The organism is Paracoccus sp. SY, assembly GCF_002901215.1.
Classification (GTDB): domain Bacteria; phylum Pseudomonadota; class Alphaproteobacteria; order Rhodobacterales; family Rhodobacteraceae; genus Paracoccus; species Paracoccus acridae.
Map to the genome: position 1 here is coordinate 24,586 of NZ_NWMQ01000008.1, position 26,752 is coordinate 51,337.

General features: G+C 66.0%; 31 protein-coding genes and 1 tRNA gene. 12 read left to right on the forward strand and 20 right to left on the reverse strand.

Annotation, left to right across the window (positions count from 1 at the left end; genetic code table 11):
- Window positions 1–20 precede the first annotated feature (20 nt).
- On the forward strand, window positions 21–467 hold the full coding sequence (gene aroQ, locus CK944_RS08685; RefSeq protein ID WP_103172670.1) for a type II 3-dehydroquinate dehydratase: 447 nt from the start codon (window positions 21–23) through the stop codon (window positions 465–467).
- Between the two features lie 276 nt (window positions 468–743).
- Here aroQ and dinB read toward each other — a convergent pair whose 3' ends face one another.
- Window positions 744–1,859: a DNA polymerase IV gene (gene dinB / locus CK944_RS08690; RefSeq protein ID WP_103172671.1), complete on the reverse strand. Its 1,116-nt coding sequence runs from the start codon at window positions 1,857–1,859 to the stop codon at window positions 744–746.
- Window positions 1,860–1,888: 29 nt separating this feature from the next.
- Complete coding sequence (locus CK944_RS23190; RefSeq protein ID WP_158247976.1) at window positions 1,889–2,215, reverse strand: hypothetical protein; 327 nt, start codon at window positions 2,213–2,215, stop codon at window positions 1,889–1,891.
- A 24-nt stretch (window positions 2,216–2,239) separates the two neighbouring features.
- Here CK944_RS23190 and CK944_RS08695 point away from each other — a divergent pair, with 24 nt between their 5' ends.
- Together CK944_RS08695 and CK944_RS08700 are read left to right on the forward strand one after the other, a co-directional pair.
- Entirely contained in the window at window positions 2,240–2,704 is a 465-nt protein-coding gene (locus CK944_RS08695; protein ID WP_158247977.1) for a hypothetical protein, read from the forward strand.
- Between the two features lie 105 nt (window positions 2,705–2,809).
- The gene (locus CK944_RS08700) at window positions 2,810–3,445 is read left to right on the forward strand and encodes a cysteine hydrolase family protein (protein ID WP_192877743.1); all 636 of its coding nucleotides are present in this window, start codon (window positions 2,810–2,812) and stop codon (window positions 3,443–3,445) included.
- Here CK944_RS08700 and CK944_RS08705 read toward each other — a convergent pair.
- Complete coding sequence (locus CK944_RS08705; RefSeq protein WP_103172673.1) at window positions 3,442–3,693, reverse strand: hypothetical protein; 252 nt, start codon at window positions 3,691–3,693, stop codon at window positions 3,442–3,444. The two genes, CK944_RS08700 and CK944_RS08705, sit on opposite strands and share 4 nt — an antisense overlap.
- 7 nt (window positions 3,694–3,700) lie before the next feature.
- Complete coding sequence (locus CK944_RS08710; RefSeq protein WP_103172771.1) at window positions 3,701–3,913, reverse strand: hypothetical protein; 213 nt, start codon at window positions 3,911–3,913, stop codon at window positions 3,701–3,703.
- 175 nt (window positions 3,914–4,088) lie between these two features.
- Here CK944_RS08710 and CK944_RS08715 point away from each other — a divergent pair, with 175 nt between their 5' ends.
- The 6 genes from CK944_RS08715 (at window position 4,089) to CK944_RS08740 (ending at window position 12,566) form a co-directional block, all read left to right on the forward strand.
- Window positions 4,089–4,946, forward strand: coding sequence for an SDR family oxidoreductase (locus CK944_RS08715; RefSeq protein ID WP_103172674.1), 858 nt, complete (start codon window positions 4,089–4,091; stop codon window positions 4,944–4,946).
- Window positions 4,947–4,948: 2 nt separating this feature from the next.
- Complete coding sequence (gene treZ / locus CK944_RS08720) at window positions 4,949–6,658, forward strand: malto-oligosyltrehalose trehalohydrolase (protein WP_103172675.1); 1,710 nt, start codon at window positions 4,949–4,951, stop codon at window positions 6,656–6,658.
- Window positions 6,655–8,889, forward strand: a complete 2,235-nt coding sequence (gene treY, locus CK944_RS08725; RefSeq protein WP_103172676.1) for a malto-oligosyltrehalose synthase — start codon at window positions 6,655–6,657, stop codon at window positions 8,887–8,889. The genes treZ and treY overlap by 4 nt, the downstream gene beginning before the upstream one ends.
- Before the next feature lie 105 nt (window positions 8,890–8,994).
- Complete coding sequence (locus CK944_RS08730) at window positions 8,995–10,116, forward strand: sugar phosphate nucleotidyltransferase (protein ID WP_256388113.1); 1,122 nt, start codon at window positions 8,995–8,997, stop codon at window positions 10,114–10,116.
- Window positions 10,117–10,126: 10 nt separating this feature from the next.
- Window positions 10,127–12,205 (forward strand): glycogen debranching protein GlgX, encoded by a 2,079-nt coding sequence (glgX, locus tag CK944_RS08735; RefSeq protein ID WP_103172772.1) that lies wholly within the window; start codon window positions 10,127–10,129, stop codon window positions 12,203–12,205.
- Between the two features lie 16 nt (window positions 12,206–12,221).
- Window positions 12,222–12,566 (forward strand): DUF2934 domain-containing protein, encoded by a 345-nt coding sequence (locus tag CK944_RS08740; protein WP_103172678.1) that lies wholly within the window; start codon window positions 12,222–12,224, stop codon window positions 12,564–12,566.
- A gap of 36 nt (window positions 12,567–12,602) precedes the next feature.
- Here the strand turns inward: CK944_RS08740 and CK944_RS08745 are convergent, their stop codons facing one another.
- The 10 genes from CK944_RS08745 to CK944_RS08790 form a co-directional block, all read right to left on the reverse strand.
- Complete coding sequence (locus tag CK944_RS08745) at window positions 12,603–13,145, reverse strand: DsbE family thiol:disulfide interchange protein (protein WP_239986011.1); 543 nt, start codon at window positions 13,143–13,145, stop codon at window positions 12,603–12,605.
- Window positions 13,138–13,281, reverse strand: a complete 144-nt coding sequence (ccmD, locus tag CK944_RS08750) for a heme exporter protein CcmD (RefSeq protein ID WP_103172680.1) — start codon at window positions 13,279–13,281, stop codon at window positions 13,138–13,140. The genes CK944_RS08745 and ccmD overlap by 8 nt, the downstream gene beginning before the upstream one ends.
- Window positions 13,278–14,003, reverse strand: coding sequence for a heme ABC transporter permease (locus CK944_RS08755; protein WP_103172681.1), 726 nt, complete (start codon window positions 14,001–14,003; stop codon window positions 13,278–13,280). Before CK944_RS08755 ends, ccmD begins: the two co-directional genes overlap by 4 nt.
- A gap of 42 nt (window positions 14,004–14,045) precedes the next feature.
- Window positions 14,046–14,702 (reverse strand): heme exporter protein CcmB, encoded by a 657-nt coding sequence (ccmB, locus tag CK944_RS08760; RefSeq protein WP_103172682.1) that lies wholly within the window; start codon window positions 14,700–14,702, stop codon window positions 14,046–14,048.
- Window positions 14,699–15,325, reverse strand: coding sequence for a heme ABC exporter ATP-binding protein CcmA (gene ccmA, locus CK944_RS08765; protein ID WP_103172683.1), 627 nt, complete (start codon window positions 15,323–15,325; stop codon window positions 14,699–14,701). Before ccmA ends, ccmB begins: the two co-directional genes overlap by 4 nt.
- A complete protein-coding gene (locus CK944_RS08770) occupies window positions 15,322–15,675 on the reverse strand; it encodes an Mth938-like domain-containing protein (RefSeq protein WP_103172684.1) in 354 nt (117 codons plus the stop codon). Before CK944_RS08770 ends, ccmA begins: the two co-directional genes overlap by 4 nt.
- Window positions 15,675–16,655 carry a protein translocase subunit SecF gene (gene secF, locus CK944_RS08775; protein WP_103172685.1) on the reverse strand — a complete coding sequence of 327 codons (981 nt, stop codon included), beginning with the start codon at window positions 16,653–16,655 and terminating at the stop codon, window positions 15,675–15,677. The genes CK944_RS08770 and secF overlap by 1 nt, the downstream gene beginning before the upstream one ends.
- A gap of 10 nt (window positions 16,656–16,665) precedes the next feature.
- The gene (gene secD, locus CK944_RS08780; protein WP_103172686.1) at window positions 16,666–18,330 is read right to left on the reverse strand and encodes a protein translocase subunit SecD; all 1,665 of its coding nucleotides are present in this window, start codon (window positions 18,328–18,330) and stop codon (window positions 16,666–16,668) included.
- A 36-nt stretch (window positions 18,331–18,366) separates the two neighbouring features.
- Window positions 18,367–18,699, reverse strand: a complete 333-nt coding sequence (yajC, locus tag CK944_RS08785; RefSeq protein ID WP_103172687.1) for a preprotein translocase subunit YajC — start codon at window positions 18,697–18,699, stop codon at window positions 18,367–18,369.
- A 123-nt stretch (window positions 18,700–18,822) separates the two neighbouring features.
- Window positions 18,823–19,989 (reverse strand): M20 aminoacylase family protein, encoded by a 1,167-nt coding sequence (locus CK944_RS08790; protein ID WP_103172688.1) that lies wholly within the window; start codon window positions 19,987–19,989, stop codon window positions 18,823–18,825.
- A 61-nt stretch (window positions 19,990–20,050) separates the two neighbouring features.
- Between CK944_RS08790 and mazG the strand changes: the two genes are divergently transcribed.
- Window positions 20,051–20,866, forward strand: a complete 816-nt coding sequence (gene mazG, locus CK944_RS08795) for a nucleoside triphosphate pyrophosphohydrolase (protein ID WP_103172689.1) — start codon at window positions 20,051–20,053, stop codon at window positions 20,864–20,866.
- A 66-nt stretch (window positions 20,867–20,932) separates the two neighbouring features.
- Here mazG and dusA read toward each other — a convergent pair whose 3' ends face one another.
- From dusA to CK944_RS08820, 5 genes are all read right to left on the reverse strand, one after another.
- Window positions 20,933–21,916 carry a tRNA dihydrouridine(20/20a) synthase DusA gene (gene dusA, locus CK944_RS08800; protein ID WP_103172690.1) on the reverse strand — a complete coding sequence of 328 codons (984 nt, stop codon included), beginning with the start codon at window positions 21,914–21,916 and terminating at the stop codon, window positions 20,933–20,935.
- Window positions 21,917–21,943: 27 nt separating this feature from the next.
- Window positions 21,944–22,018: transfer RNA gene (locus CK944_RS08805), tRNA-Val, on the reverse strand.
- 57 nt (window positions 22,019–22,075) lie between these two features.
- A complete protein-coding gene (locus CK944_RS08810) occupies window positions 22,076–22,399 on the reverse strand; it encodes an HU family DNA-binding protein (protein WP_103172691.1) in 324 nt (107 codons plus the stop codon).
- A 122-nt stretch (window positions 22,400–22,521) separates the two neighbouring features.
- Window positions 22,522–24,369: a DEAD/DEAH box helicase gene (locus tag CK944_RS08815; RefSeq protein ID WP_103172692.1), complete on the reverse strand. Its 1,848-nt coding sequence runs from the start codon at window positions 24,367–24,369 to the stop codon at window positions 22,522–22,524.
- Window positions 24,370–24,515: 146 nt separating this feature from the next.
- Window positions 24,516–24,767, reverse strand: a complete 252-nt coding sequence (locus CK944_RS08820; RefSeq protein WP_103172693.1) for a DUF2312 domain-containing protein — start codon at window positions 24,765–24,767, stop codon at window positions 24,516–24,518.
- A 112-nt stretch (window positions 24,768–24,879) separates the two neighbouring features.
- On the opposite strand from CK944_RS08820, the gene CK944_RS08825 reads away from it, so the two are divergent.
- Window positions 24,880–25,104: a hypothetical protein gene (locus CK944_RS08825; RefSeq protein ID WP_103172694.1), complete on the forward strand. Its 225-nt coding sequence runs from the start codon at window positions 24,880–24,882 to the stop codon at window positions 25,102–25,104.
- Window positions 25,104–25,553 (forward strand): D-aminoacyl-tRNA deacylase, encoded by a 450-nt coding sequence (gene dtd / locus CK944_RS08830; RefSeq protein ID WP_103172695.1) that lies wholly within the window; start codon window positions 25,104–25,106, stop codon window positions 25,551–25,553. The genes CK944_RS08825 and dtd overlap by 1 nt, the downstream gene beginning before the upstream one ends.
- On the opposite strand, the gene CK944_RS23980 is transcribed toward dtd, so the two are convergent.
- Entirely contained in the window at window positions 25,550–26,509 is a 960-nt protein-coding gene (locus CK944_RS23980; RefSeq protein WP_158247979.1) for a calcium-binding protein, read from the reverse strand. The genes dtd and CK944_RS23980 overlap by 4 nt on opposite strands.
- Window positions 26,510–26,752: the final 243 nt, after the last annotated feature.

A 26,752-nucleotide genomic window follows, 5' to 3' on the forward strand; every position in this document is an offset into this window, starting at 1 on the left:
CCTGCCTTGAAGGTTGTTCCATGGCGAAGCTTGTCTATATCCTCAACGGTCCCAACCTGAACCTGCTGGGCAAGCGCCAGCCACATATCTATGGGTCCGAGACTCTGGCTGACGTGGAACGCGACTGCGCGGCCCTGGCGGCCGAACTGGGCGTGAAGATCCGCTTCCTGCAATCGAACACCGAAGGCCAGATCATCGACTGGATCCACCAGGCGCGCGAGGAAGCGGCCGGCATCGTCATCAACCCGGCCGCCTATACCCACACGTCCGTGGCAATCCTGGATGCGCTAAACGCCTTCGACGGCCCCGTGATCGAGGTCCATATCTCGAACGTCCACAAACGAGAGGCGTTTCGCCATCACTCCTATGTCAGCCTGCGCGCCGATGGCGTGATCGCAGGCTGCGGGACCGAGGGCTACAGGCTGGCCCTGCGTCGCATCGTGACCCTCGCCGGAACCGAGGCGTAACACCTTGCATGGCCATGTTGGATGAACCAACGCCCGTGCTTGACCCCAAGACGATCAGGGAGGGTTCTGGACATCATGGTCGGCCTGGTCCGCGACGGCATGGCGTTGATCCGCGTCACGCGTGAAATGGGCTTTCCCGCCAGGCCGCCGACCGGGTGATCGTCAGGCCATGCCCTTGGGAATGATCGCCGGACGACTGGATGGGCCGCCAAGGCCCACCCAGGGCACCGCGATTCCGACAGACATCGCCATGCAACGGCCGCGCCCAGGCGGCGATCAGAAGCCGGGCAGGCTCAGCGAAAGCTGCTGCACCCTGGCGCCGTCATCCTCCAACGAGGACAGCGTGACGCCCAGCAGGCGGACGCCCTTTTCCACCGGGAACAGCGGCTGCATCAGGCCGACCGCGATGGCGCGCAGATCCTCGGCGCCGTGGACGGGGGCGGTCAGGGTGCGGCTGCGGGTGATCTGCTGGAAATCGGCGTATTTCACCTTAAGCGTCACGGTCCGTCCGGTCAGCCCCTTTCCTTCGCAGGCCCGCCAGACCTTTTGGGCCAGGGGCACGATCTCCTGGCAGGCGGCGTCGAAGTCGAAGATGTCGCGGTCGAACGTATCCTCGGCCCCCACGGATTTGCGGATCCGGTCTGGTTCGACGGGGCGATGGTCGATCCCCCGCGCGATGCGGAAATACCAGTCGCCGGACTTGCCGAAATGCTGGCGCAGGAACTCCACCGGCTTGTCGCGCAGGTCGGCGCCGGTGACGATGCCCAGCCGCTGCATCTTGGCGGCCGTCGCGGGACCGATGCCGTGAAACTTGCTGACCGGAAGCGCGGCCACGAAGTCAGGGCCGCGTGCGGGCGTGATGACCGCCTGGCCATTGGGCTTGTTCAGGTCGCTGGCCAGTTTCGCCAGCAACTTGTTGTAGGAAATCCCGGCCGAGGCATTCAGCCCCGTCACCTGCCTGATGCGGTCGCGGATCAACAGGGCGATGTCCGTGGCGATGGGGATGCCCTGCTTGTTCTGGGTCACGTCCAGATAGGCTTCGTCCAGCGACAGCGGCTCGATCAAATCGGTATGTTCGGCAAAGACCTCTCGGATCTGCTGGGACACGGCGCGATAGACCTCGAACCGGGGCTTGACGAAGATCAGGTCGGGGCAGCGCCGTTTCGCGGTCACCGAAGGCATGGCCGAGCGGACCCCGAAGGCCCGCGCCTCATAGCTGGCGGCGGCGACCACGCCGCGCGCGGCGGACCCGCCCACGGCAACCGGCTTGCCCCGCAAATCGGGATTGTCGCGCTGTTCGACCGAGGCATAGAAGGCGTCCATGTCCACATGGATGATCTTGCGGACCGCCTTCCCGGCGGCAGGTGCATCTTGATCCTGGGGTTCCGCCATCTGGTTTCCCTGGTTTGCCGATCCGCAGTCTAGTCCACCCTTGCACGGAAACAAAGCCAGAACGAAAAGCGCCTTTGCGCACGTCCTTCCTGCCGCCGTCTGCCGCTGGTCGAAGCACGGACATCGCCATCGGCGGTTTCCGGCCAAGCCGAACCGGCCAACCCATATCCGGCTGTGCCGCGGTTCAACATGACCTGGATCGTCCCTATCTTTCCTGGACTTCCTTGATCGGGGGCATATGCCTTGCCCGGGGAAAGAGAGGCCAGATGACGATTGATGCCCTTCGCGTCATGCTTGTTCAGGCAGATGCCGTCCTTGCCGAAAGGCTTGCGGGCGAAATTCGCCGCCATGGCCATGTGGTCGTCGGACCCTTCGCAGACATGCACGAGGCGATCGAGGTTGCAGGAACGGTGCAGGCGGCGATCGTGGACCTGGCCGTGCAGCCGGAAACCGGCTTCTGGCTGGCCGACAGCCTGCAACGCAGCGACGTCCCCTTCGTGTTTCTCAAGGACCGGGGCACTGGCGCCCTTCCCCTGCGCTTCCGGTATTGCCCCACCTATCCCCGGCACCGGCATGCGGCCCCGCTTCTGGCCGATCTTCACCGGCAGCGGCGAAACCTGCGGCCCGTGGACGACGACAGCCTGGGCGCCATCGCCGTCGAGATGATGCAGCGGTCGCGCCGGATCATGCCGGACGATCCCTCGGCCGAACGGCTGGTCGAAGCGACCTTGCAGCGCGCCGTGGCGCAGCGGTCCGCAGGCAGGGCGCCGGACGATGTCGGCGACTGGCTGCTGCGCTTGCTGGACCAGGAACACAGGCTGCGGGGACGCACGCACCTGCACTGACGCCGCGCATGATGGTGGACAGAACAAATGTTTGGGCGCGGACAGAATTGGAAACTTCCCTCGGGCGTGGCCGTTCTGGGTGATGCTCAATCACAGGGGTGTCTTATGACCGTGCAAGGGGCCGAAGCAGGCAAGGTGGAAGAAGGGCTGCGCTATGGTCCGCCGGGCGACCGGGCGGTGCATCTGTGCATCGACATGCAACGGCTGTTCGATGAAGGATCCGAATGGGCGGTGGACTGGATGCGGCAGGTGCTGCCCAATGTATGCCAGGTGGTCGAGATGTTTCCCGCCCGCACCATCTTCACCCGCTTCATCCCGCCCGAGTCCCTGGACCACGCCCCCGGCGCATGGCGGCGCTATTACGAGAAATGGCCGCAGATGCTGCGGCAGAACCTGGATTCCGACTGGCTGCGGCTGCTGCCGGAACTGGAGATCCATTTGCCCGGCGCGCAGGTCTTCGACAAGCCGGTCTATTCGCCCTGGATGGACGGGCGCCTTCATCCGATGCTGCAACAAGATCGCGTCGATACGTTGATCCTCACGGGCGGGGAAACCGACATCTGCCTGTTGGCCGCGGTCATCGGCGCGGTCGATCTGGGATACCGGGTCATCGTCGTGTCCGATGCCGTCTGTTCATCCACGGACGACACCCATGACGCGGCGATGGAGATGTATGCCAAACGCTTCGGCCAGCAGATCGAGATGATCCCGACCGACCGCCTGATCGCCGCGATGGTCTAGGCGGGGCCTGCGTCACTGGGCGGGCAGTCCAGTTTTTCGGCAAGCTGGCGAAAGACTTCGGCGATCGCCAGTTCGGTTTCCAGCCCTTCGACGATCACCGCGCCGGGGTCTTCCTGCCCGTCATGCAGGACCTGGCGCGGGGCCAGCCAGTCGCACAGCGCCTGGCGGCCCCTGGTGTCCAGCAGGTCCGGCAGGGCGTCGATCAACTTGCCATAGGCGATCAGCCGGGCGTCCTGTCCGATGGGCATGACAGCCTCAATAGGTCGAGGGGGGGTCGCTGGCGGGAAAGGATTCGTCCACCGCCTCGTCCACGCGGTCCCAGTCCCGCGGAGGGGCGGACATTTCCCGGGGGCCTGCCGGACGGACATAGCGGTGATGCGACGAGCCGCTGCCGCCGATGGCCTTGGCGATCAACCCGCCCGCCAGCAGGAATCCCCCCGCTGCTATCAGAATATCGCAGTTGCGCATGATATCGCTCCGATCCTTGTTCAGGTGCCAAACGACCGCATGGCGGCAGATGTTCCGCAGCGGTTTTCCCGAACTGATAAACAGCAAGACGGAAACCTGATCGGTCCCCGGTGGTTCTGCCTTGGCCAAGCCGTCCCACGGCGGACAGCATTCTTCAGACCAGAAAGGCCGCAAGATGCGCGATTATCCCAAGCCTCCTTTTCCGAAACAGCAGCAGGAACTGCCCGGCAGCTTTCAGAAGATGGACCCCAAGCCCGACCACGGCGAGGAAAGCTGGCGCGGCGCGAACCGGCTCGAGGGGATGAAGGCCATCATCACCGGCGGCGACAGCGGCATCGGCCGCGCCGTCGCCATCGCCTTTGCCCGCGAAGGCGCGGATGTGGCGATTTCCTATCTGGACGAAACAGACGACGCCCGGTCCACGGCGCAACTGGTCCGCGACGCCGGGCGCGAATGCCTGACCTTTCCGGGCGACATCTCGGACCCAGAACATTGCCGCAAGATCATCGCCGAAACGGCCGAGAAGTTCGGCAAGATCGACATCCTGGTCAACAACGCCGCCCACCAGCTGACCTTCGACAAGATCGAGGACATCCCCGACGAGGAATGGCGCTATACCTTCGCGACCAATATCGACGCGATGTTCTACCTGACCAAGGCGGCGGTGCCGCATATGAAACCGGGCAGTTCCATCATCAACACGGCCTCGATCAATTCGGACAATCCCAGCCCGAACCTGCTGGCCTATGCCACGACCAAGGGCGCGATCCAGAACTTCACCATGGGTCTGGCGCAACTGCTGGCCGAACGCGGGATCCGCGCCAATGCCGTGGCCCCCGGTCCCGTCTGGACGCCGCTGATCCCCGCCAGCATGGATGCCGAGAAGGTGTCCAAGTTCGGCGAGAACTATCCCATGGGCCGCCCGGCCCAGCCGGTCGAGCTTGCCTCGGCCTATGTGATGCTGGCGGAACCCATGTCCAGCTATGTGTCCGGGACCACCATCGCCGTCACCGGCGGCAAGCCGATGATGTGACGATGATGCAGGCATGGGGGGGACGGTGGACAGATGCCGGCTGGTCGGTCGGCATCTGGGCACCCAAGGCGAATGAAGTGGGCCTGATCCTGAACGAGCGGGCGCACGCCATGGAACGCGCGGCGGACGGGTTCTGGTCGGCCATCGTTCCGGCGCGGCCGGGCGACAGCTATCTGCTGCGCGTGGACGGCCAGGACATTCCCGATCCGGCCAGCCGCCTGCAATCGGGCGATGTCCACGCGCCTTCGGTGGTTGTTGGTCCGTCCGGTCACGACTGGCAGACACCCTGGTCCGGGCGCGACTGGGCCGAGGCGGTCATCTATGAACTGCACCTGGGCACCTTCACGCCCCAGGGCACGCTGGACGCCGCGTCCGACAAGCTGGCGGAACTGGCGGAACTGGGCATCACCGCGGTCGAGCTGATGCCCGTGGGGCAATGGCAGGGGGACCGCGGCTGGGGCTATGACGGGGTGCTGCCCTATGCGCTGCACCCGGCCTATGGCACGCCCGACGACCTGCGCCGCTTCGTGGATCGCGCCCATTCGCTGGGGATCATGGTGATCCTGGACTTGGTGATGAACCATTTCGGTCCCGAAGGCGCCTATCTGCACCACGCCGCCCCGCCCTTCTTCGACGAAAGCCGCCATACCCCCTGGGGCGCGGCCATCGACTTTTCGCAAGATGCCGTGCGGGAATACTGGATCCAGTGCGCCGAATACTGGATCGGCGAATACCGCCTGGACGGGCTGCGGCTCGATGCGGTCCATCAGATCAGCGGGCCGGGCGCCGACGACTTCATGACGACCTTCGCCCGTCGCGTCCGCGCGGTGGACGAAAGCCGCGCCATCCACCTGATCGTCGAGGACGAGCGCAACGAACGCTTCCTGCGCGAAAACGGCTATGACGCAAGCTGGAACGACGACTTCCATCATGCGGTCCATTGCGCGCTGACCGGCGAGTCCGACAGCTATTACGCCAGCTTCTCGCATGACCCCATCGGCGATCTGTGCCTGGCCCTGCAGCGCGGCCATATCGAGGAAGGCCAGCCACGCCCCGGCCGCGGCGAACCGAGAGGAGAGCCTTGCGGCGATCTGCCCCCCACGGGCTTCGTCAATTCCACCCAGACCCATGACCAGGTCGGCAACCGCGCCCTGGGCAAACGCCTCTTGTCGCTGGCCGATCCGCAGGGCGTCAGGACCGCCTTCGCCCTGCTGCTGACCGCGCCTTATATCCCGATGATCTTCATGGGCGAGGAACGGGGCGCCACGACCCCCTTCCTGTTCTTCGCCGATTTCACCGGCGACCTGGCCGAAGCCGTGCGCAAGGGCCGCGCCGCCGAATTCGCGGGCATCGCCAGCCTGGGATCCAAGGTGCCCGATCCGCTGGCCATGGACACCTTTGCCCGGTCGAAGCTGGATTGGAACGACCCGCAGGGCCGCGACTGGCTTGATCTGACCGCCCGCGCCCTGGCCTTCCGCCGCGACCATGTGGTGCCGCTGCTGAAAAGCGGGCGCAGCCAGCCTGCCCAGGTCACGCGCCACGGCACCGCGTCCCTGTCTGCCAACTGGCATTTCCATGCCGGCATCCTGGATCTGCGGCTTAGTATGGGCCAGACCCAACCCGACCTGCAGCCCCACGAGGATGCCGCCTTTTCCCTGGGCCGCATCGGCACCGATCCCTTTGCCCTTTCTGTCAGCACAAGGTTCACATGACCCCCCATATCCCCACGGCGACCTATCGGATCCAGATGCGCGAGGGCGTGGACTTCGACCGCGTGACGCGGCTTTTGCCCTATCTGACCGATCTGGGGGTGTCGCACCTGTATCTGTCGCCGATCTTCCAGGCCTCGACCGGATCGACGCATGGCTATGACATCATCGACCCGACCAGGATCGACCCGGCCCTTGGCGGGCGCGAGGGCTTCGACCGGCTGGCCCAGGCGGCGCATGACCGGGGCCTGGGGATCATCCTGGACATCGTGCCGAACCACACGGCCTTCACCCTGGAAAACCCATGGCTGCTGGATGTTCTGAAGCACGGGCCTTCCAGCCGCTATGCCCGGCATTTCGACATCGACTGGGATGCGGGGCCGCTGGTCCTGCCCTTCCTGCCCGAACCGTTCGAGAAGATGCTGGCCGATGGCGCCTTCAGCGCGGCGGACGGGATGTGGCGGTTCGGCGATGTCGCCGTGCCTTTGGCCGAAGGCAGCCCCGCCACCGACGACCTGCGCGCCTTGCACGATGCCCAGCATTGGCGGCTGGTCCATTACGAACTGGAACGCGACGGCATCACCCATCGGCGGTTCTTCAACGTCACCAGCCTGATCGGGATGCGGGTCGAGGATCGGGCGGTCTTCGACGACACCCACAGCCTGATCTTCGATCTGGTGCGTTCGGGCCGGGTCCAGGGCCTGCGCGTCGATCACATCGACGGCTTGGCCGATCCCGCCACCTATCTGGACTGGCTGCACGAGGCCCTGCCCGACACCCCGGTCTGGGTGGAGAAGATCCTGGTGGGCCATGAAACCCTGCCGCCTGACTGGAAGACCGCCGGCACCACCGGATACGAGGCCGCGCGCCTGATCGCCAGGGCTTTCACCGATCCTTCGGGGATCGAGGAACTGGACCATGCCTGGCGGCTGGCGACCGGCATCGACAGCGATTTCCGCGACGAATTGCGCCAGGCCAAGCTGGACGTTCTGGACAACGAACTGGCGGCCGAACGGCGGCAGTTGCGCGACATGGCGGCCCTGGCGGCGCAAGGATCCCCCCTGGCCGAGCCCGGCCCGGAATCCCTGCGCGAGGCCGTGACGGCGCTGCTGGTCGCCACGCCGCGATACCGCACCTATGTCACCGACGCGGCTGGCCCCGAGGATCGCGAGTTGCTGCGCACCATTGCCGAGGACGCGGCGCAGGGGCTGCGCAGCCGGGCAGTGGTCGATCTGCTGGCGGACCTGATGACGGATCCCCGGACCGATGCCGCCCGCGCCTTCGTGCGTCGCTTCCAGCAGGTGTCCGGCGCGCTGCTTGCCAAGGCGCAGGAAGACACCGCAGGCTTCCGCTGGACCCGCTATCTGGCGGCGAACGAGGTGGGGGCGGAGCCCGACGAACCCACCGTCACCGTCGACGAGGCCACCGCGTTCCTGGCCGCGCGGCGCCCTGCGGACATGACGCTGGTGTCCACCCATGACACCAAGCGGTCGGGCGATTCCCGGATGCGCCTGGTCGCGATCAGCCACCTGCCCCAGGCGTTCCAGGCGCTTCATGACCAATCGGCGGCTCTGCCTTCGGCCGAAGGGGTCGAGCCTCGTTGGCGGTGGTATGTCCTCCAATCCGCGCTGGCGATCTGGGACGGGCAGGCGGAAAGGACCGCGGACCGGCTGAACCAGCATATCGAAAAGGCCATGCGCGAGGCCAAGCTGACAAGCTTCTGGACGAACCCGGACGAGGCTGCCGAAACCGCCGCAAAGACCTTTGCGCGGGACATCCTGGATCAATGGGGCGACCGGGAACCCCCTGCCCTGCAATCCCTGCTGCAACGGGGCGAAGCGCTGGCCTTTGCGCAGCTTGCCTTCCAGATGCTGATGCCCGGCTTTCCCGACATCTATCGCGGGGACGAGGCGGGGCTTCTGGCGCTGACCGACCCGGACAATCGCTTGGCCGTCGATTGGGCGGCGTTTCCCGAACGGGCGCAGGACAAGGACGCCAAGATGCACTGGACGCAGCAGCTTCTGTTCCTGCGCAAGACCCGGCAGGATTTCCTGCGCGATGCGGATGCCGCGATCCAGATCGACGATGCGGGCGTTCGTCTGATCCGCAGAAGCCAGGGGCAGGTTCTGACCGCCGCATTTTCACGCATCCCGGCGCAACGCGAAGCAGAAATCCTGTTTCGTGCCTTCGGCGATGGCAGCCAGGTCAGCGTGACGATCACCCAGGCTTCCTGACGCCCCACAATATTTGGCGTTCCCGGGAACAATCACGCGTTGTTTCAGTTTGGAAAGCAAGTTGCCCACGGGGCTGCTTGCATCTCCATACAAAGGATCGCTTCGGTGTCAGCATTGCGCACATCCAATCCAACGGGCCAGGCTGTTGCAACCGTCCTTCTGGCGGGCGGCAAGGGATCCCGGTTGCACGACCTGACAACTGCCGAAAGCAAGCCGGCCGTGCATTTCGCCGGCCGCAACCGGATCGTTGATTTTGCCATGGCGAACGTCGTCCGGTCGGGGCTGGACAGGTTGCTTGTGGCCACCCAATTTGCCCCTGCCACCCTGCATGATCATTTGCCCGCGCGGTGGGGCGGCCATTTCCCGGATGGCGGGATGATCCTGCGCAACGGTCACAACCGCTATCTGGGAACCGCCGATGCGGTGCGGCACAACTGGGCGCAGATAAAGGACTGGGGGTCGGATCAGGTTCTGGTCCTGGCCGCCGATCATATCTATGACATGGACTATGCCGCGCTGATCGCCGCGCACCGCGCATCGGGCGCCGCGGTCACCGTCGCCGTGGACGTGGTTCCCCTGTCCCAGGCCAGCAGCTTCGGCGTGATGCAGGCCGACGCCACCGGTCGCATCCGGTCCTTCCTGGAAAAACCCGCTCATCCCCCCGCAATCCCGGGCGAGCCGGACCGGGCCATGGTGTCGATGGGCATCTATGTCTTCGAGACGGACTGGCTTCGGGACGCGCTGTTCGGCCGGGATATCGAATCCCTCGACTTCGGGCACGAGGTCATTCCCGCCGCCGTGTCGCAGGGCCTGGCCATGGCCTATCGCCTTCCCGCCGGGCCTTCGGGACAGGCCTATTGGCGCGATGTCGGAACGATCGACGCCTTGCGCCAGTCCCATCTGGACTTCCGGGGCCAGCAACCGGTGCGGCTGCCGCGCATATCGACCCTGTCGGAATGGTATCTCGGCCGGGGCAGCGTGGCGATGCCGGGGGCGCTTGTCCCCTCCTCGGCGCGGCTGTCGCAGTGCCTGGTGGCACCTGGCGTGCGCATTCCCGCGGGCCTGGTCGTGGGCGAGGACCCGGACGAGGACGACCGCTGGTTCCGCCGCGACCGGAACACCCTTCTGATCACCCAGGCCATGCTGGACCGCCGTGACACGATGCGCAGGGCGACATTCCTGCCGGCCGGGACACGTCCGTCGTTGCAGCCGCGCGATGTCGCCTGAATCGGAACACATGATGCGCGACACGAAGCAAGTGCCTGCCTTCGACCTGACCGTGACCCGCCCTGACATCCTGGGCGCCGAATTCCTGGGCGAAGGCACCAACTTCGCCCTGTTTTCCGACCATGCGACCAAGGTGGAACTGTGCCTGTTCGACGACAGCGGCGAACATGAGCTGCACCGGCTGGAACTGCCCGACATGGAGGGCGGGGTATGGTTCGGCTATCTGCCCGGCATCGGGCCGGGACAGGTCTATGGGTATCGCGTCCACGGCCCCTATGCCCCCGAACAGGGTCACCGCTTCAACCCCAACAAGCTGCTTCTGGACCCCTATGCCCGCGAATTGCGCGGCCAGATCAAGTGGGACGACGCCCTGCACGGCTATCAGGTGGGCGAGGATGACCTGACCTTCGATACCCGCGACAGCGCGGCCTTCATGCCCAAGGCCGTGGTGGTCGATGCCAAGTTCGACTGGGACACCGACCGCGCCATCCGCACGCCCTGGCAAAGCACCATGATCTATGAAAGCCACGTCAAGGGCCTGACGCAACTGCATCCGGGCGTCCCCGAGGCCGATCGCGGGACATTCCGGGGCCTTGGCAGCGACGCGGTGATCGAACACCTGCACCGCATCGGCGCCACCGCGATCGAGCTTTTGCCGATCCATGCCTTTGCCAACGACCGTTTCCTGGTCGAACGGGGGCTGTCGAACTACTGGGGCTATTCCACGCTGTCCTTCTTCGCGCCCCACGCCCCCTATCTGAAATCCGGCCAGATCCGAGAGGTGAAGGAGGCGATCCGCAAGCTGCACAAGGCGGGGATCGAGGTGATCCTGGACGTGGTCTATAACCACACGGCCGAGGGCAACGAACTGGGCCAGACGATGTCCTTCCGGGGCATCGACAACGCGTCCTATTACCTGCTGTCGCCCGACAACCCGCGCCACGGATTCGACACGACCGGCACCGGCAACACGCTGAACGTCGCCCATCCCATGGTCTTGCGGATGGTGATGGACAGCCTGCGATACTGGGTCGAGGCGATGCATGTGGACGGCTTCCGCTTCGACCTTGCCTCGACCTTGGGGCGCGAAGCGCAGGGCTTTGAACGCGACGGGTCGTTCTTCAATGCCATTCGCCAGGATCCGATCCTGTCCAGCGCCAAGCTGATCGCGGAACCCTGGGACATCGGCGAAGGCGGCTATCAGGTCGGCGGCTATCGCTGGCCCTTCCGCGAATGGAACGACAAGTTCCGCGACGATACCCGCGCCTTCTGGCGCCGCGATCCGGGACTGTTGCCCGCCATGGCCGAACGGCTGTCGGGATCGCCCGTGCAGTTCAACCACAGCCATCGCCCGGCGACGTCCAGCGTGAACTTCGTGGCGGCCCATGACGGGTTCACCCTGTGGGACACGGTCAGCTTCAACGACAAGCACAACGACGCCAATGGCGAGGAAAACCGCGACGGGCACGATCACAATTTGTCCGACAACCTGGGGGCCGAAGGCGCGACCGACGATCCCGGCATCATCGCCGCGCGCGTCCGCCGGGTCCGCGCGATGCTGGCGACCGTGATGCTGTCCCAGGGCGTGCCGATGATCCTGGCGGGCGACGACCTGGGCAATACGCAGGACGGCAACAACAACGCCTATTGCCAGGACAACGCGATCAGCTGGCTGGAATGGGACAAGGCAAGGGAAGACATCCTGACCGCCGTGCAGGCGCTTGCCGCGTTCCGCAAGGACGTGCCGCTGTCGCAGTCGCGCTTCGGCGCCTCACCGGACGATGCGCAGGACCGCCAGCCCGCGTTCCTGTGGCTGCACCCGCGCGGCGGCACGATGGAGGAAGGTGACTGGCAGGATGCCGAACTGCGTTGCCTTGGCCTGCACCAGGCGACCCCCGGCGGGCCGAACCTGCTGATCGTGATCAACGCGGGCGAGGATGTGGAATTCGCCCTGCCCGAGGGCGAATGGACGCTGCGCATCGACACCTCGGCCGAGCAGGTCGAACAGGATCATTCCGTCACCGGCACCCTGACGGTGCCATGGCAGACCGTGATGGCGCTTGTCGCGGCAGGAACGCCCCAGGCCTAAACCAAAGGAGGAAGACATGGACCAGGACCATCAGGAACGCATCAGGCAACGCGCCCACGAGATCTGGGAAAGCGAAGGCCGCCCCGAAGGACGCGACGCCGACCACTGGTCGCGCGCCGAGGAAGAACTGCGCAACCAGGCGGGCCAGGGCGACCAGACCGGCAGCGGCGACATGTCGGGCGGCCAGGGGGAGGATTCGATCCAGTCTCCCGACGCGGCCCAGACCGCGGACGAAAGCCAGCCCCAGTTGATGGAGCAGGAGCCGAAGAAGAAGACCCGGAAATCGACCAAGGCCACCTCGGCCAAGGCCGGCAAATCCGCATCGGCCACCTCGACCCCCTATCTGAACGACGGGCCCTGAGGGTCGATCCGCGCCTGCCCCCGGCCGGGGGCGGGTCTATTCCTCGGCCGCCATGGCCTTTTCGAGTTCCGGCAGGAAGCGGTTGCTGTAATCCTCGCGCACCAGCGGACCGGCATAGCGATAAAGGATGCGTCCCTCGCCATCGACGATAAAGGTTTCCGGCGGGGCGGTGACGCCCCAGTCGATCGCGGTGCGCCCCTTGGGATCGGTCGCGATCGCCGCGTAAGGGTCACCGTCTTCCGCCAGGAACTGCAGGGCGTTGGCATCCGTATCGCGCAGATCGACGCCATAGACCGGCATCCGCTTGGCAAGGTCGGTCAGCGTCGGATGTTCCGCCCGGCAGGGCGGGCACCAACTTGCCCAGAAATTCACAAGCTTCACCCCGGGCTGGCGCAGCATCTCGTCGGTCAACTGGGTCTTGCCGGGCAAGGTGGTCTGCGGCACGGCGGGCGCATCGCGGCCCACCATGGCCGAGGGCAGTTCGTTCGGCGCGTCGCGGCCCATTCCCCACAAGAACATCCCCGCCAGGGCGGCAAAGGCCAGGGGCGGGACGGCGACAAGCGGTGAAATCCTAGCCACGGTTTTCCTGCCTTTCCAGATCGCGGCGGGCGCGGGCATTGGCGGCCAGCGTCTGCCAGATCAACCCGCCCAGCAGCGCAAGCGACAGTCCATAGGCGCCGATCACCGCGCCCGCGTATTTCCCAAGTTCGATCATGCGCGCATCTCTCGTGCTTGCAGGGCGGCGAGCCTGCGCCTGCGGATTTCCGTGCGGGTGCGGATCAGCAGCAGCGCCAGGAACAGCAAGCCGAAGCCCAGCATGGTCAGGTAAAGCGGATAACGGTACACTGCGCTCATCCTCTCGCCCGGCTGGACCGACAGGCTGGCGCCCTGGTGCAGGCCCTGGTTCCAGAAGAACACCGCATAGCGCGACAACAGCGCGAAGACCGACCCCACAAGGCACAGGACCCCCGTCAGGTCGGCGGCGCTGTCCGGATCCTCGACCGCGGACCACAGGGCGATATAGCCGATATAGAACAGCAGAAGGATCAGGAAGCTGGTCAGGCGCGGATCCCATTCCCACCAGGTGCCCCACATCGGCTGGCCCCAGACCGCGCCGGTGATCAGCCCGATCAGCGTCATCACCGCGCCGATGGGGGCGGCGGCCTTGGCGGCAAGCGCGCTGACATGGTGGCGGCGGATCAGCCAGATCAGCGAGGCGACCAGCATCATCACCCAGATGTTGATCGCCATCATGGCGGCGGGGACGTGCAGGAAGACGATCTTGACGGTGGACCCTTGCCGGTAATCCTCGGGCGTCAGGAAGCCCCAGACAAGGCCCGTGACGGTGCAGACGGCCGCACCCGCTACGACCCAAGGCAGGGCGGCGCCGGATGTGCGCATGAACTTGACAGGGTTTGCATATTCCCAGATCGACATGGATATTCCCCTAGCGCCCGCAGCGGTGCCACTCAAGCCGCTTCACCGCAGATTGACCCGCAGCGCGGCGGCTGCGGCAAAAGGTATCACCGCCAGCACGCCCGCCGTGATGCCCGCCAGGAACAGCAGTGGCGGCCCCATGTCGCCCCCCTCCTGCCCTCGCCGGATCATCTCGGTCCCGAAGATCAGCGTCGGGATGTAGAGCGGCAGCACCAACAGCGACAAAAGCAACCCCCCGCGCCGCAGGCCCACGGTGACGGCCGCGCCAAAGGCGCCCAGCATCGACAGGGCCGGCGTGCCCAGCAACAGGGATCCCAGCAGCGCCGGGATCGCGGCGGGTGGCAGGTGCAGCAGGATGCCGAACAAGGGCGCCGCCACGATCAGCGGCAGGCCGGTGGTGATCCAATGCGCAAGCGCCTTGACCGCCACCGCCCCCTCCAGCGGCAGGGGCGAGGTCGCCAGCAGGTCCAGGCTGCCATCCTCGTGATCCAGCGCGAAGATGCGGTCGAGCGACAGAAGACAGGCCAGCAGCGCGCCCAGCCACAGGATGCCGGCGGCAATCGGCTGCAGCGCGGCGGTGTCCGGACCGACGCCGAAAGGAACAAGCGCGCACAGGATCAGGAAGAAGGCCACGCCAAGGCCGAAGCCGCCGCCCGCCCGAACGGCCAGCCGCAGGTCGCGCGCCAGAAGGGCGATCATGCGAAAGCCTCGTTGAAGCCCGCCGGGCGCGCGGCCGGGGTGGCCCCGGCCCTGTATGGCGTCAGGTCCAGCACCTGCGCATCCAGTCCAAGGTCGATATGGGTGGCGATCAGCGCCGCCCCGCCTTGGGCCAGATGCCCACGCACCATATCCGCAAAGCGCATCACCGAAGCGGCATCCAGCGATACGGTGGGTTCGTCCAGGATCCACAGCGGACGGCGCGAAACCACCAGACGCGCCAGGCCAAGCCGCCGTTTCTGCCCCGCGGACAAGGCGGCGGCGGGGCGATCCGCCAAGGCCGTCAAATCCACCGCCTTCAGGGCCCGGTCGATATCGCCGCCCCCGAATACCTCTGCCCAGAACCCCAGGTTCTCGGCAACCGTCAGCGCGCCCTTCAGCCCGTCGGCATGGGCGGCATAGGCGACCGCATCCTCGGGCATCTCGATCCGGCCCGTCACCGCAGGTTGCAGACCCGCGACCGTGCGCAGCAGCGTCGTCTTGCCGATGCCGTTCGGGCCGCGCAGGATCAGGGCCTGTCCGGCGTCGATGGCGAAGGACACCCCCTCGACCGTCCGCAAACCGCCGCGCGCGACGGCAAGGTCATGGACGGCAAGCAGGCTCAAAGCGGCAGAAGCGCGCAGGCGACACGCCGCCCCTCGGATATGGTGACGTTATAGGTCCGCGCGGCCGTGGGCGAGGCCATGGATTCCACGGCCACGCCGCCATCGCGAAGCGCGGCGACCAGATCGGCCGGCGCATGGGCCACGTCCGCCCCCATGCCGATGAACAGCACATCCACCTGCCCCGCCAGGGCCAGCAAGGGCGCCCGATCGTCAAGACCGTTCCAGGCCGTCGCACCGGCCGCCGTCACCAGCACCGGACCCTCGATGACGCGGCCGCCGACGCGGAAAAAGCCCGGGCCATAGCCATCCACGGGCACCGCCCCGCCGAACTGGGTGGGGGTCAGCTTCATCAGGGACGTTCCGCGTTTTCAAAGGGCGATGCCGCCAGCTTGGGGTCCTTCTTGGACCAGTCGCGCTTGACGCCCAGCCACAGCACGATGTTCTTGGCCATGTAGATCGTGGAATAGCACCCGACGACCACCCCGAACAGCATGGCGATCACGAAGTCGCGGATCACGTCGCCGCCGAAGATCAGCATCGCGGTCAGCGCGATGGCGGTGGTCACGGCGGTCATGATGGTGCGCGACAGGGTTTCGTTGCAGGTCAGGTTCATCAGGTCGATCAAGGGCCGCGTCTTGTACTTCATCAGGTTTTCCCGCAGCCGGTCGAAGACCACGACCGTGTCGTTGCAGGAAAAGCCCAGCGTCGTCAGCAGCGCCGCGATGGTCGTCAGGTCGAATTTCAACTGGAACAGCGAAAACAGCCCGACCGTCAGCAGCACGTCGTGGATCAGCGCGGCGACGCAGCCGATGGCGAACTGCCATTCGAACCGCAGCCAGATATAGGCCATGATCCCAAGGCAGGCTGCGCCCACGGCATAGAAGGCCGTGGTGATCAGCTCCGCCGAAACCTTCGGCCCGACCGATTCGACCGAGGCAAAGACGATCTGCGGATCGACTTCGTGCAGCGCGGCCTCGATCTGGTTCAACTGCTCGGGGCTGACCGATCCGGTGTCGTCGGTGGTGCCGATGCGGATCATGGCGACGTGGCGGTCGGCGCCGAAGCTGGGGTCGAAGACCTCGGTGATGGCAAGGTCGCTGAAGCCGAGGTCGTCCAGGGCCTCGCGGTAATCGCCGACCTCGAACGCGGTCGAGCTTTCGGTGCGGATCGTGGTGCCGCCCTTGAAGTCGATGCCGAAGTTCAGGCCCATGGTCGCGATCAGCACCACCGAGATGACCATCGCCACCGCCGAGATGCCGAAGGTCAGCCACTGCCAGCGGAAGAAGTTGATGGTGGTGTGGTCGGGGACAAGTTTCAGACGGAATGCCATATCGGTCCCCTCACAGGATCAGTTCTTTGGGCTTGCGCCATTCCAGCCACCAGATGATCATCAGGCGCGTCAGGAAGATCGCCGTGAAGACCGAGGTGACAAGCCCGATGGTCAGCGTGACGGCAAAGCCCTTGACCGGGCCGGAACCCAGGAAGAACATCACCGCCGCCGCGATGAAGGACGTGACGTTGGCGTCGATGATCGCGCTCATCGCCTCGTCGAAGCCGTCGCTGATGGCCTTGGCGACGCGCTTGCCCGCCCGCAATTCCTCGCGGATGCGTTCATAGATGATGACGTTCGCGTCCACCGCGGTGCCGACGGTCAGCACGATCCCGGCGATGCCCGGCAGGGTCAGGGTGGCGCCCATGATGGACATGATCGACAGGATCAGGATAACGTTCACGATCACGGAAATCGACGCGAATGCCCCGAACAGGCCATAGCTGGCGATCATATAGGCCACCACGGCAGCCATGGCGATGACCGACGACAGGCGGCCCGCGTCGATGCTGTCCTGGCCCAGTTCCGGGCCGATGGTGCGTTCTTCCAGGAAATCCAGTTGCGCGGGCAGCGCCCCCGCACGCAGCAGCACGGCCAGCTGGTTCGCTTCCTCGAACCCCATCGAGCCTGAAATCTGCCCCGTTCCGCCGGGAATGGCGGACCGGATGACCGGGGCGGAAATCACCTGGTCGTCCAGGACGATCGCGAAAGGCTGGCCGATATTGGCGGCCGTATAGGCGCCGAACTTGCGCGCGCCGGTCGGGTTGAAGCTGAAATCGACCGCAGGCTGGCCGTTCGGGTCGGTTCCCGGCACGGCATTGGTCAGTTCCTCGCCGGTGACGACGGGGCTTTCTTCCAGCGTATAGTAGATGCCGTCCTGGTCGGCGGATGGCAGAACCACCTGCCCCACGCCGGGCCGCGCATCGGGATCGGTTCCGGTGCCCACGACCGAATTGAAGGTCAGCTTGGCGGTGGTGCCGATCAGCGCCTTCAACTCCTCGGCCGAGCCGATGCCCGGCACCTGGATCAGGATGCGGTCGGCGCCCTGGCGGACGATGGTCGGTTCGCGGGTTCCGACCTCATCGACGCGGCGGCGGATGATCTCGACGCTCTGCTGGACGGTGCGGTCGTCGGTCACGGCCTTCTCGGCGTCCGACAACTGGATGGTGATGGTGTTGCCCTGGACCTGGATCGCAAGGCTTTGCTGGCCCGCACCGGTCAGCGTCGTCACGGGCGTGGAAAAGCCGCGCACGATTTCCGTGGCACGGGGCATCTGGTCGGCGTTCTCGACCTCGATCTTCAGGGTGCCTTCGGGCGACGGCAGGCGGCGGATCGCGCCCAGCGTGGCGCGTTGGTCGGCAAGCGCGCGGCGCAGTTCGGGCCACAGGGCGTCCATGCGGGCCTTGTAGACCTCGGCCACGCGGACCTCGCCCAGCAGATGCGCCCCGCCCCGCAGGTCAAGGCCAAGCGCCACGACCGACGACGGCAGCCACGACGGCCAGCCATCGCGCGCGGCGGCCAGTTCGGGCGTCTCGACACCGGTGCGCTCGATCTCGGCCACGGCGTCGTTGTGGCTTTCGACCCGCTGGTAGAACAGGTTGGGCACGGCAAAGCCTATGCCCAGGACGCAAAGCCCGATGATCAGGATGCGTTTCCAACGGTCGATCTGAAGCATCTTGCCGAAGCCCTTGATTGATATTGTTGAATGGCGTCAGGCGTTCGCTGCGACAGGCTCGGTCTTGTTCAGCACCTGGGACACCGTCGAACGGATCACGCGGACCTTGACGCCGGTCGCGATCTCGACCTCAAGCTCCTCGTCGCGCACGGATGCGACCTTGCCGATGATGCCGCCCTGGGTGACGACATGATCGCCCTTCTTCAGCGCCGAGACCATCTCGCGGTGCTGCTTGACCCGCTTCTGCTGGGGGCGGATCATCAGGAAATACATGATCGCGAAGATCAGGATCAGCGGGATGAACTGCGCAAAGGCCGCGCCGGCGCCTGCATTGCCTGCGGCCTGGGCATAGGCGGGGGTGACGAACATGGATATCCTTTCGGCTTGTCATGGCGGTGGACCCCGCCCGGATTGGCGCGCAACCTATCCCCGCATCCCCTGCTTGGCAAGAAAGGCCGGGACATGAGCCTGCGACGAACAGGATCGTGAACGTCAGCGCACCACGGGCTGCGCGCGCTCGACCAACCGGGCGAAGAAGCTGGCCCCGATGGGGGATATCGCGTCGTTGAAATCATAGGCCGGGTGATGGACGCTGGCGGTCTCTCCCTGGCCGATGAACAGATAGCAGCCGGGACGTTCGTTCAGCATGTAGCTGAAATCCTCGGCCCCCATCTCGCGCCCCGCCTCGCCCGAGACGTTGTCCGGCCCGACGATTTCCTGCGCCACCTGCACGGCAAAGGCCGTCTGGACGGGATCGTTGACGGTGGCGGGATAGCCTTCGACGTAATCCAGCCGGATCGCCACGTCATAGGCGGCGGCCTGTCCGTCGCAGATCTGCGTCATCCGGCGGCGCACCATGTCGCGGACATGGGGGGCGAAGGTGCGCACGGTGCCGCAGACATAGGCGGTGTCGGGCACGATGTTGTCGGCGCTGCCCGTGTGGATCTGCGTGACCGACAGGGCCAGATCCTCCAGCGCATAGTGGTTGCGGCTGGAAATGGTCTGGATGGCGTTGACCACAGCCACCGCAGCGACGATGGGATCGGCGGTCAGATGCGGCATAGCGCCATGCCCGCCGCGACCCTGGACATGGATCTCGAAGGTATCGACGGCGGCCATGATCGGGCCGGACGTGGTGTTCATCATGACGACCGGCAGGCCGGGGCTGTTGTGCATCGCAAAGACCCGCTCGATGGCAAAGCGGTCCATCATGCCGTCCTGCACCATCGCCTGCCCGCCGGCGCCGTTCTCCTCGGCCGGCTGGAAGATCAGCGCGACGCGGCCCGCGAAGTTGCGCGTCTCGGCCAGATATCGCGCGGCGCCCAGCAGCATCGTGGTATGCCCGTCATGGCCGCAGGCGTGCATCCGCCCCGGCACGGTGGACGCGTAATCCAGGCCCGTCGCCTCGTCCATCGGCAGGGCGTCCATGTCGGCGCGCAGCCCGATCGTCGGCCCCGGTCCCTGCCCTTCGATGATTCCCACGATGCCCGACTGGCCGATGCCGTCATGGATTTCGTCCACGCCGAAGTCGCGCAGCCGTTCGGCCACGAAGGCCGCGGTGCCATAGCATTCGAAGCCCAGTTCGGGATGCCGGTGCAGGTGCCGCCGCCACTGGATCAAGTCATCGGAAAAATCGGCGATGCGGTTCAGGACGGGCATGTGGACTAACGACCTTGGCTGTGGCAATGGCCCATCAGGACAGAAGCCGGGGGAAATCGCAATGACCAAGGCAGATCGCGACGCCGGGGCCGAAATCGCCCGCCTGATCGACATCATGGCGCAGCTGCGCGACCCGAAGACGGGCTGCCCCTGGGACATCGAGCAGGACTTCGCCTCCATCGCCCCCTATACGATCGAGGAAGCCCACGAGGTCGCCGACGCCATCGAGCGTCAGGCCTGGGACGAGCTTCCCGGCGAATTGGGCGATCTGCTGCTGCAGGTGGTGTTCCACGCGCAGATGGCGCGCGAGACGGGCATGTTCGATTTCGCCGATTGCGCGGCGGCGATTTCTGACAAGCTGGTCTTCCGCCATCCCCATGTCTTCGGCGACGAATCCCGCGACAAGTCCGCCGCCCAGCAGGTCAAGGACTGGGAAGCGATCAAGGCGGTCGAGCGCGCCGGCAAGGCCGAGCGCGGCACCTTGGACGGCGTGGCCCTGGGCCTTCCGGCCCTGACCCGCGCGGTCAAGCTGCAGAACCGCGCGGCCCGCGTGGGCTTCGACTGGCCCGGTCCCGCCGAAGTGCTGGACAAGATCGCCGAGGAAACCGCCGAACTGGTCGAGGCGCGCGACAGCCTTGGCCCCGACGCGCGTGAGGAAGAATTCGGCGACCTGCTGTTCGTCATGGCAAACCTGGCGCGGCACCTGGAGATCGACCCGGAACAGGCCCTGCGCCGCGCCAATGCCAAGTTCACGCGCCGCTTCCAGGCCATCGAGGCCGCGCTTGCCCTGGACGGCCGCCGTCCCGAGGATAGCGACCTGGCCGAGATGGATCGGCTGTGGGACGAGGCGAAGGCGGCCGAGAAGGCGGCGCAGTAAGGGGCTTTGCCCCTCGGCCCCTGCGGGACCTCACCCCAGGATATTTGAGCACAGAAGATGAAGTGGTTACGCGGCCAGTTCGGTGACCTGCTGCAGGGCGGCGTCATAAACCTCGATCCCGCCCTTGGACGCGCCTTCGGACAGGGTGCGCTTCCAGCCGCGCGCCCCGGGCATCCCGTGGAACAGGCCCAGCATGTGTCGGGTGATCTGGTGCAGGCGCCCGGTCCCTAGGTGATCCTGGATATATGGACGCATCGCCAGAGCGACCTGGTGCGGCGTGGCAAGGGGCGGCGTGTCGCCCCACAGCCGATCCGCCTGCCCCAGGATGTCCCAGGGCTGGTGATAGGCGGCGCGCCCCACCATGACCCCGTCCATGACCCGCAGATGATCGCGGATCGAATCGCTGTCCGCGATCCCGCCGTTGATCGACAGGTGCAGGTCCGGGAAGTCCTGCTTCATCCGGTGGACCAGGGGATAGTCCAGCGGAGGGATGTCGCGGTTCTCCTTGGGGCTGAGACCCTGAAGCCAGGCCTTGCGGGCATGGATCGTCACGCGGCGGATGCCCGCCTTGCGCAGCTTGTCCAGGAAGGCGGGCAAGACATCTTCGGGAACCTGGTCATCGACGCCGATCCGGCATTTCACCGTCACCTCGACCGGGCTGACGGCGATCATCCGCGACACGCATTCGGCGACAAGGTCCGGCGTCTTCATCAGCACCGCGCCGAAACAGCCCGATTGCACCCGGTCGCTGGGACAGCCGACGTTCAGATTGATCTCGTCATAGCCCCAGTCGGCGGCGATCCGAGTGGCGGATTCCAGTTCGGCGGGATCGGAGCCGCCCAGTTGCAGCGCCAGGGGATGTTCGCGTGCGTCGTAATCCAGCAACCGGTGCCGGTCGCCGTGGATGATGGCGGGGGCCGTCACCATTTCGGTATAAAGCAGCGCGCGGCGCGACATCAGCCGGTGAAAGACGCGGCAATGGCGGTCGGTCCAGTCCATCATGGGCGCGACGGACAGGGTGGCAGCATCTGTGACAGCGGTATTCATCATCTGACAGACGCGGCGCAAGGAAAGGAATGGTGGGTGATAACGGATTTGAACCGCTGACATCTTCGATGTGAACGAAGCGCTCTACCGCTGAGCTAATCACCCGTGGGCGCAGCATCTAGCAGGGGTGAAAGACGACCGCAAGGGCGAATCGACGGCGATTCAGTCGGCCGAGTGCCGGGCAGACTGGCGGATATTGGTGGGGCGGCGGCGCAGTCGCAGGGTGATGATCTCTCCTCCGCGCTGATCGCGTTCCAGGTTGACCCTGGCACGGCCAAGCGGGGGAACGGCCAGCGTCTCGCCGGCTGCAAGCGCCTTGCCAAGCTGGGCCAGGGTCGCTTCGATGATGGGGCGGGCTTCGGCCTTCTTGGCGCCGCTGGCCGCGACGACCCGGTCCACGAAATCCTTTTTCTGCAGAACATGAGCCGGCTGGGGATGGTGGGGAACCGTTCCCGATCCATCACCGGAAGAAACACGTTTGACCATCACACACTCCAACAACTAGACGATGCAGTTCAGCGTGGGACTTGTTTGACCCAAGGTCAACAGGATTTGTTAACCAATTCTGCGCAGGCATCCCCCCAAGCGGGGAGATGCCGCACCTGCTTTCAGCGTCCGCCCTTGCGCGGCTTGTCCTTGCGGGGCGCCGCGAACTTGGCGCCGCGATCCTTGCCGCCGGCCGCCTTGTGCGCACCGGCCTTCGGGCCGCCGGGGCGGGCTGCGGCCTTGGCGCTGCGTTCCTCGGCCGTCCAGCGGGGCTTGCTGCGGACCTTGGCGGGGGCGTCACCCTGGCTTTCGACGCGCTGGGGCTTTTTCCACTCGGGATCGGGCTTGCGGCGCGGGGGACGAGCCTCGGTCGGCCGTGGGGCGCGGTTCAGGTCGGGCTCTCCGTCCAGGCGCCGCATGGTTAGGCCTGGTTCAAGTTCCATCGTCTTGCCGAACCTGTCGGCCTGGGCCACGGCGATCTGGACAAAGCTTTCGTCTTCGCGGACGCGGATTGCGCCGATGGCATCGCGGTTGATGCCGCCACCGTCGCAGATCTTGGGCAAAAGCCAGCGGGCCTCGGCCCGGCCTGTATGGCCGACCGAGAGCGAGAACCACACGGCCTCGCCGAAGGGCGGGCGTTCGCGCGCCGCCGCAGGGGCACGGTCCTGCAGGACGGTCAGTTCCTCGGGCGCCGGCCGGCCTTCGCGCCACAGGCTGACAAAGGCCTGGGCCAGGCGTTCGGCGCCGAACCGGTCCAGCAGCGTCCGGGCCATGTCTCCGTCGTCCTCGGCGGCGTTGTGCAAGGCAGGATGGTCCAGCATCCGCGTGTCGTCCTGTGCCCGGACCTCGTCGGCCGAGGGTGCCGGACCCCAGGTGGCCTCGACCTTGGCGCGCTTCAGCAGCATCTGCGCCTTGCGCAACTCGGACGGCATGACGATCAGCGCAGAGACGCCCTTGGCCCCTGCCCGCCCGGTCCGACCCGACCGGTGCAGCAGCGTTTCGGAATTCGTGGGCAGGTCGGCATGGATCACCAGTTCCAGCCCCGGCAGGTCGATGCCGCGCGCGGCCACGTCGGTCGCCACGCAGACCTGCGCGCGCCCGTCGCGCAGGGCTTGCAGGGCGTGGGTCCGTTCCTGCTGGCTCAGTTCGCCCGACAGGGCCACGGCCTTGAAGCCGCGATTGCCCATGCGGGCCAGAAGATGGCTGACATTGGCCCGCGTCTTGCAGAAGATGATCGCGGTGCGTGCCTCGTGCAGGCGCAGGATGTTGAAGATCGCAGGCTCGCGGTCACGGGCCGCCACGGTAAAGGCGCGGTATTCGATGTCGCCATGCTGGCGCGATTCGCCCTGGGCCTGGATCCGCAGGGCATCCTGCTGAAACGTCGTCGCCAGATGTTCGATCGCAGGCGGCACCGTGGCCGAGAACATCAGCGTGCGCCGGTCTTCGGGCGCGGATTGCAGGATGAATTCCAGATCCTCGCGGAAACCTAGGTCCAGCATCTCGTCCGCTTCGTCCAGAACGGCGACGCGCAGGGCGGACAGGTCCAGCGACCCCCGTTCGATATGGTCGCGCAACCGGCCCGGCGTGCCCACGACGATATGGGCGCCGCGTTCCAGGGCGCGGCGTTCGGTGCGGTAATCCATGCCGCCCACGCAGGTTGCGATGCGGGCGCCCGCCTGGGCATAAAGCCAGCCCAGTTCGGCCGCGACCTGCAGGGCCAGCTCGCGCGTCGGCGCGATGGCAAGGCCCATGGGCGCCACGGCATCGGGCAGGCTGTCGCCGTCCAGCAATTGCGGCGCGATGGCCAAGCCAAAGGCCACGGTCTTGCCCGATCCGGTCTGCGCCGAAACCAGCATGTCCCGGCCTTGCGCATCGCTTTCCAGAACCGCTTGCTGAACCGAGGTGAGGCTGGCATAGCCCTTGGCCGCCAGGGCCGCTGCCAAGGGCGCGGCTATCGTAATGTCTGTCATGTCTTCGCCAGAATGGGGGGTGCGGACACCCGTGAAGGCACCGCGATCCTTGCGACAGACATCTCCCGTGGTCCGCCGCCCCGGAAATCCGAAGCCGAACGGCGTGCATAGGGGATCAGACGGGGGAAGTCAAAGGAATAAGGGCGTCAGCCCATGCCAAGCGCCTGCTTGTACATCTCCAGGATGGCCTCTTCCTCGGCGATGTCGTCGCGGTCGCGCTTGCGCAAGGCCACGATCTTCTTCATCACCTTGGTGTCATAGCCGCGGGCCTTGGCCTCGGCCATCACCTCTTTCTGGCGTTCGGCGATGTCCTTCTTCTCGGCTTCCAGCTGCTCGAACTGCTCGATGAACTGGCGCAGCTCGTCCGCCGCCACGCTGTAGGCCTGATCGTCCATCATCGCGATTCCTTCCGTTTGGTCCTGCTCGTTCTTTGCCGCACCTGTTAGGCGGTCTTGCCGCGCGGCGCAATCGCCGCTAGGGCGCTGGCACGGATATCGGCGGGGGTGTGCGATGACGGTTTTCGACGGGCTGATCTGGGGCGGGGCGGCACTGACGCTGGCGGGGGTCGGGGCGCTGATCTGGTGCGTCCTGACGGTGGCCCGCGCCCGCCGGGCGGGCCTTGACGACGACGCCTTGCGCCAAAGGATGCGGCCGGTGATCGCGGTGAACATGGGTGCGCTGGCGCTGTCGATGATCGGGCTGCTGCTGGTCATCACCGGGATCATGCTGGACTGATGCGCGCCCTGGTGCAACGCGTGACCGAGGCCGAGGTCGAGGTGGACGGCGCCATTATCGGCCGCACCGGGCCGGGCCTGCTGGTCCTGGTCTGCGCCATGGCGGGCGACGACGAAGGCGCCGCCGACAAGCTGGCGCTGCGCGTGGCCAAGTTGCGCATCTTCCGCGACGATCAGGGGCGGATGAACCGGTCGCTGCTGGACGTGGGCGGCGGCGCTTTGGTGATCAGCCAGTTCACCCTGGCCGCCGATACCCGCACCGGCAACCGTCCCGGCTTTTCATCCGCCGCCGCGCCCGATGACGGGCGGCGGCTTTACGAACATTTCGCGGCCAGCCTTGCCGCGCAGGGGATCCCGGTCCAGACCGGCAGCTTCGGCGCGGACATGAAGGTCCGGCTGACGAATGACGGGCCGGTCACGATCTGGCTGGACACGGCCGACCGCGCCTAGAGGATGAAGTCGGTCGCGCCCAGGCGTGTCGCGTCATCCACCCAGATCTCGAAGTCGGCGATCTTGTTGCCGTTCAGGTCGCCGCGCACGATCACGCCGCCGGCTGCCTTGGCATACCAGACCGAATGGGCGGCGGCGGTCGTGCCGGCAAAGGCAAAGGCCTGATTTCCGGCGCGCGCGACATTGGCGTCGATCAGCGACAGGTCGATATCGTCCTGACCCAGCCTGAACTGATGGATCTGGTCGCGTTGTGCGCCGACGGCAGTTTCGCCCGGCGCGCGAAAGATGAACACGTCCCGGACCGCATCGGCCCCGGCAAACATCTGGTCGCGGCCCGGCCCGCCTTCCAGCGTGTCGCTGCCCAACCCGCCCTCCAGGTAATCGCTGCCCATGGCGCCGATCAGGCGGTCATGGCCGTTCCCGCCCAGCAGGCGGTCGGCACCCGCGCCGCCGTTCAGCATGTCGTTCCCCAAGCCGCCGATCAGCGTATCGTTGCCGCCGTGCCCCCACATCTGGTCATTGCCGCCCCACCCCTCGAAGCGGTCGTCATAGGCGCTGAGGTTGATCGTGTCGGCACCCGCCATGATCGAGGACAGCAGGGCGCGATCATCGGCATTTCCGTAAGTCAGGCCAACCTTGTAAAGGCTGACCGCGGAAACCGAGAAATCCTGCGCCCACCAGATGTCGCCGCCGTCATAGAAGCTTTCCAGCAAGCCGGTGACCGTGCCCCCTGCGACATTGCCCCAGCCGTCAAACCGGATACCGTGCCCCCCGACGGCCATGATCAGGTCGTCATCGCCGTCATAGCCGTTGATGGCATAGACATCCTGATACGTCCTGCCATTGTACCGTTCGTACTGGTTGTCCAGAAAGAAATGGTCGTAGAAATGCCGATCGTAGAAATTCAGGTCGATCGAAAAGCTGTCGATGCCGTAATTGGCCCAGATCCTTGCCATATGGTATCCTGCAAAACTGTAACTGGTTGGCAAACACGTCGGAATTGGCCACGAATGTGCCATCGGGCAATCAACTCCGCCAGAAAAAGTCTTAATCAAGATTAACGCGAGCGCCGCACCGAGCCGCATCGGGGTGCTTCATGCCAATGTCCTTGACTTGCACGTCAAAAGCCCCCATGTGGGTCTGGCCGATGCCTGCTGCCGCGTGAGCAGCCGCGTTTTCGCCCCAGGGTTCGGCATCAA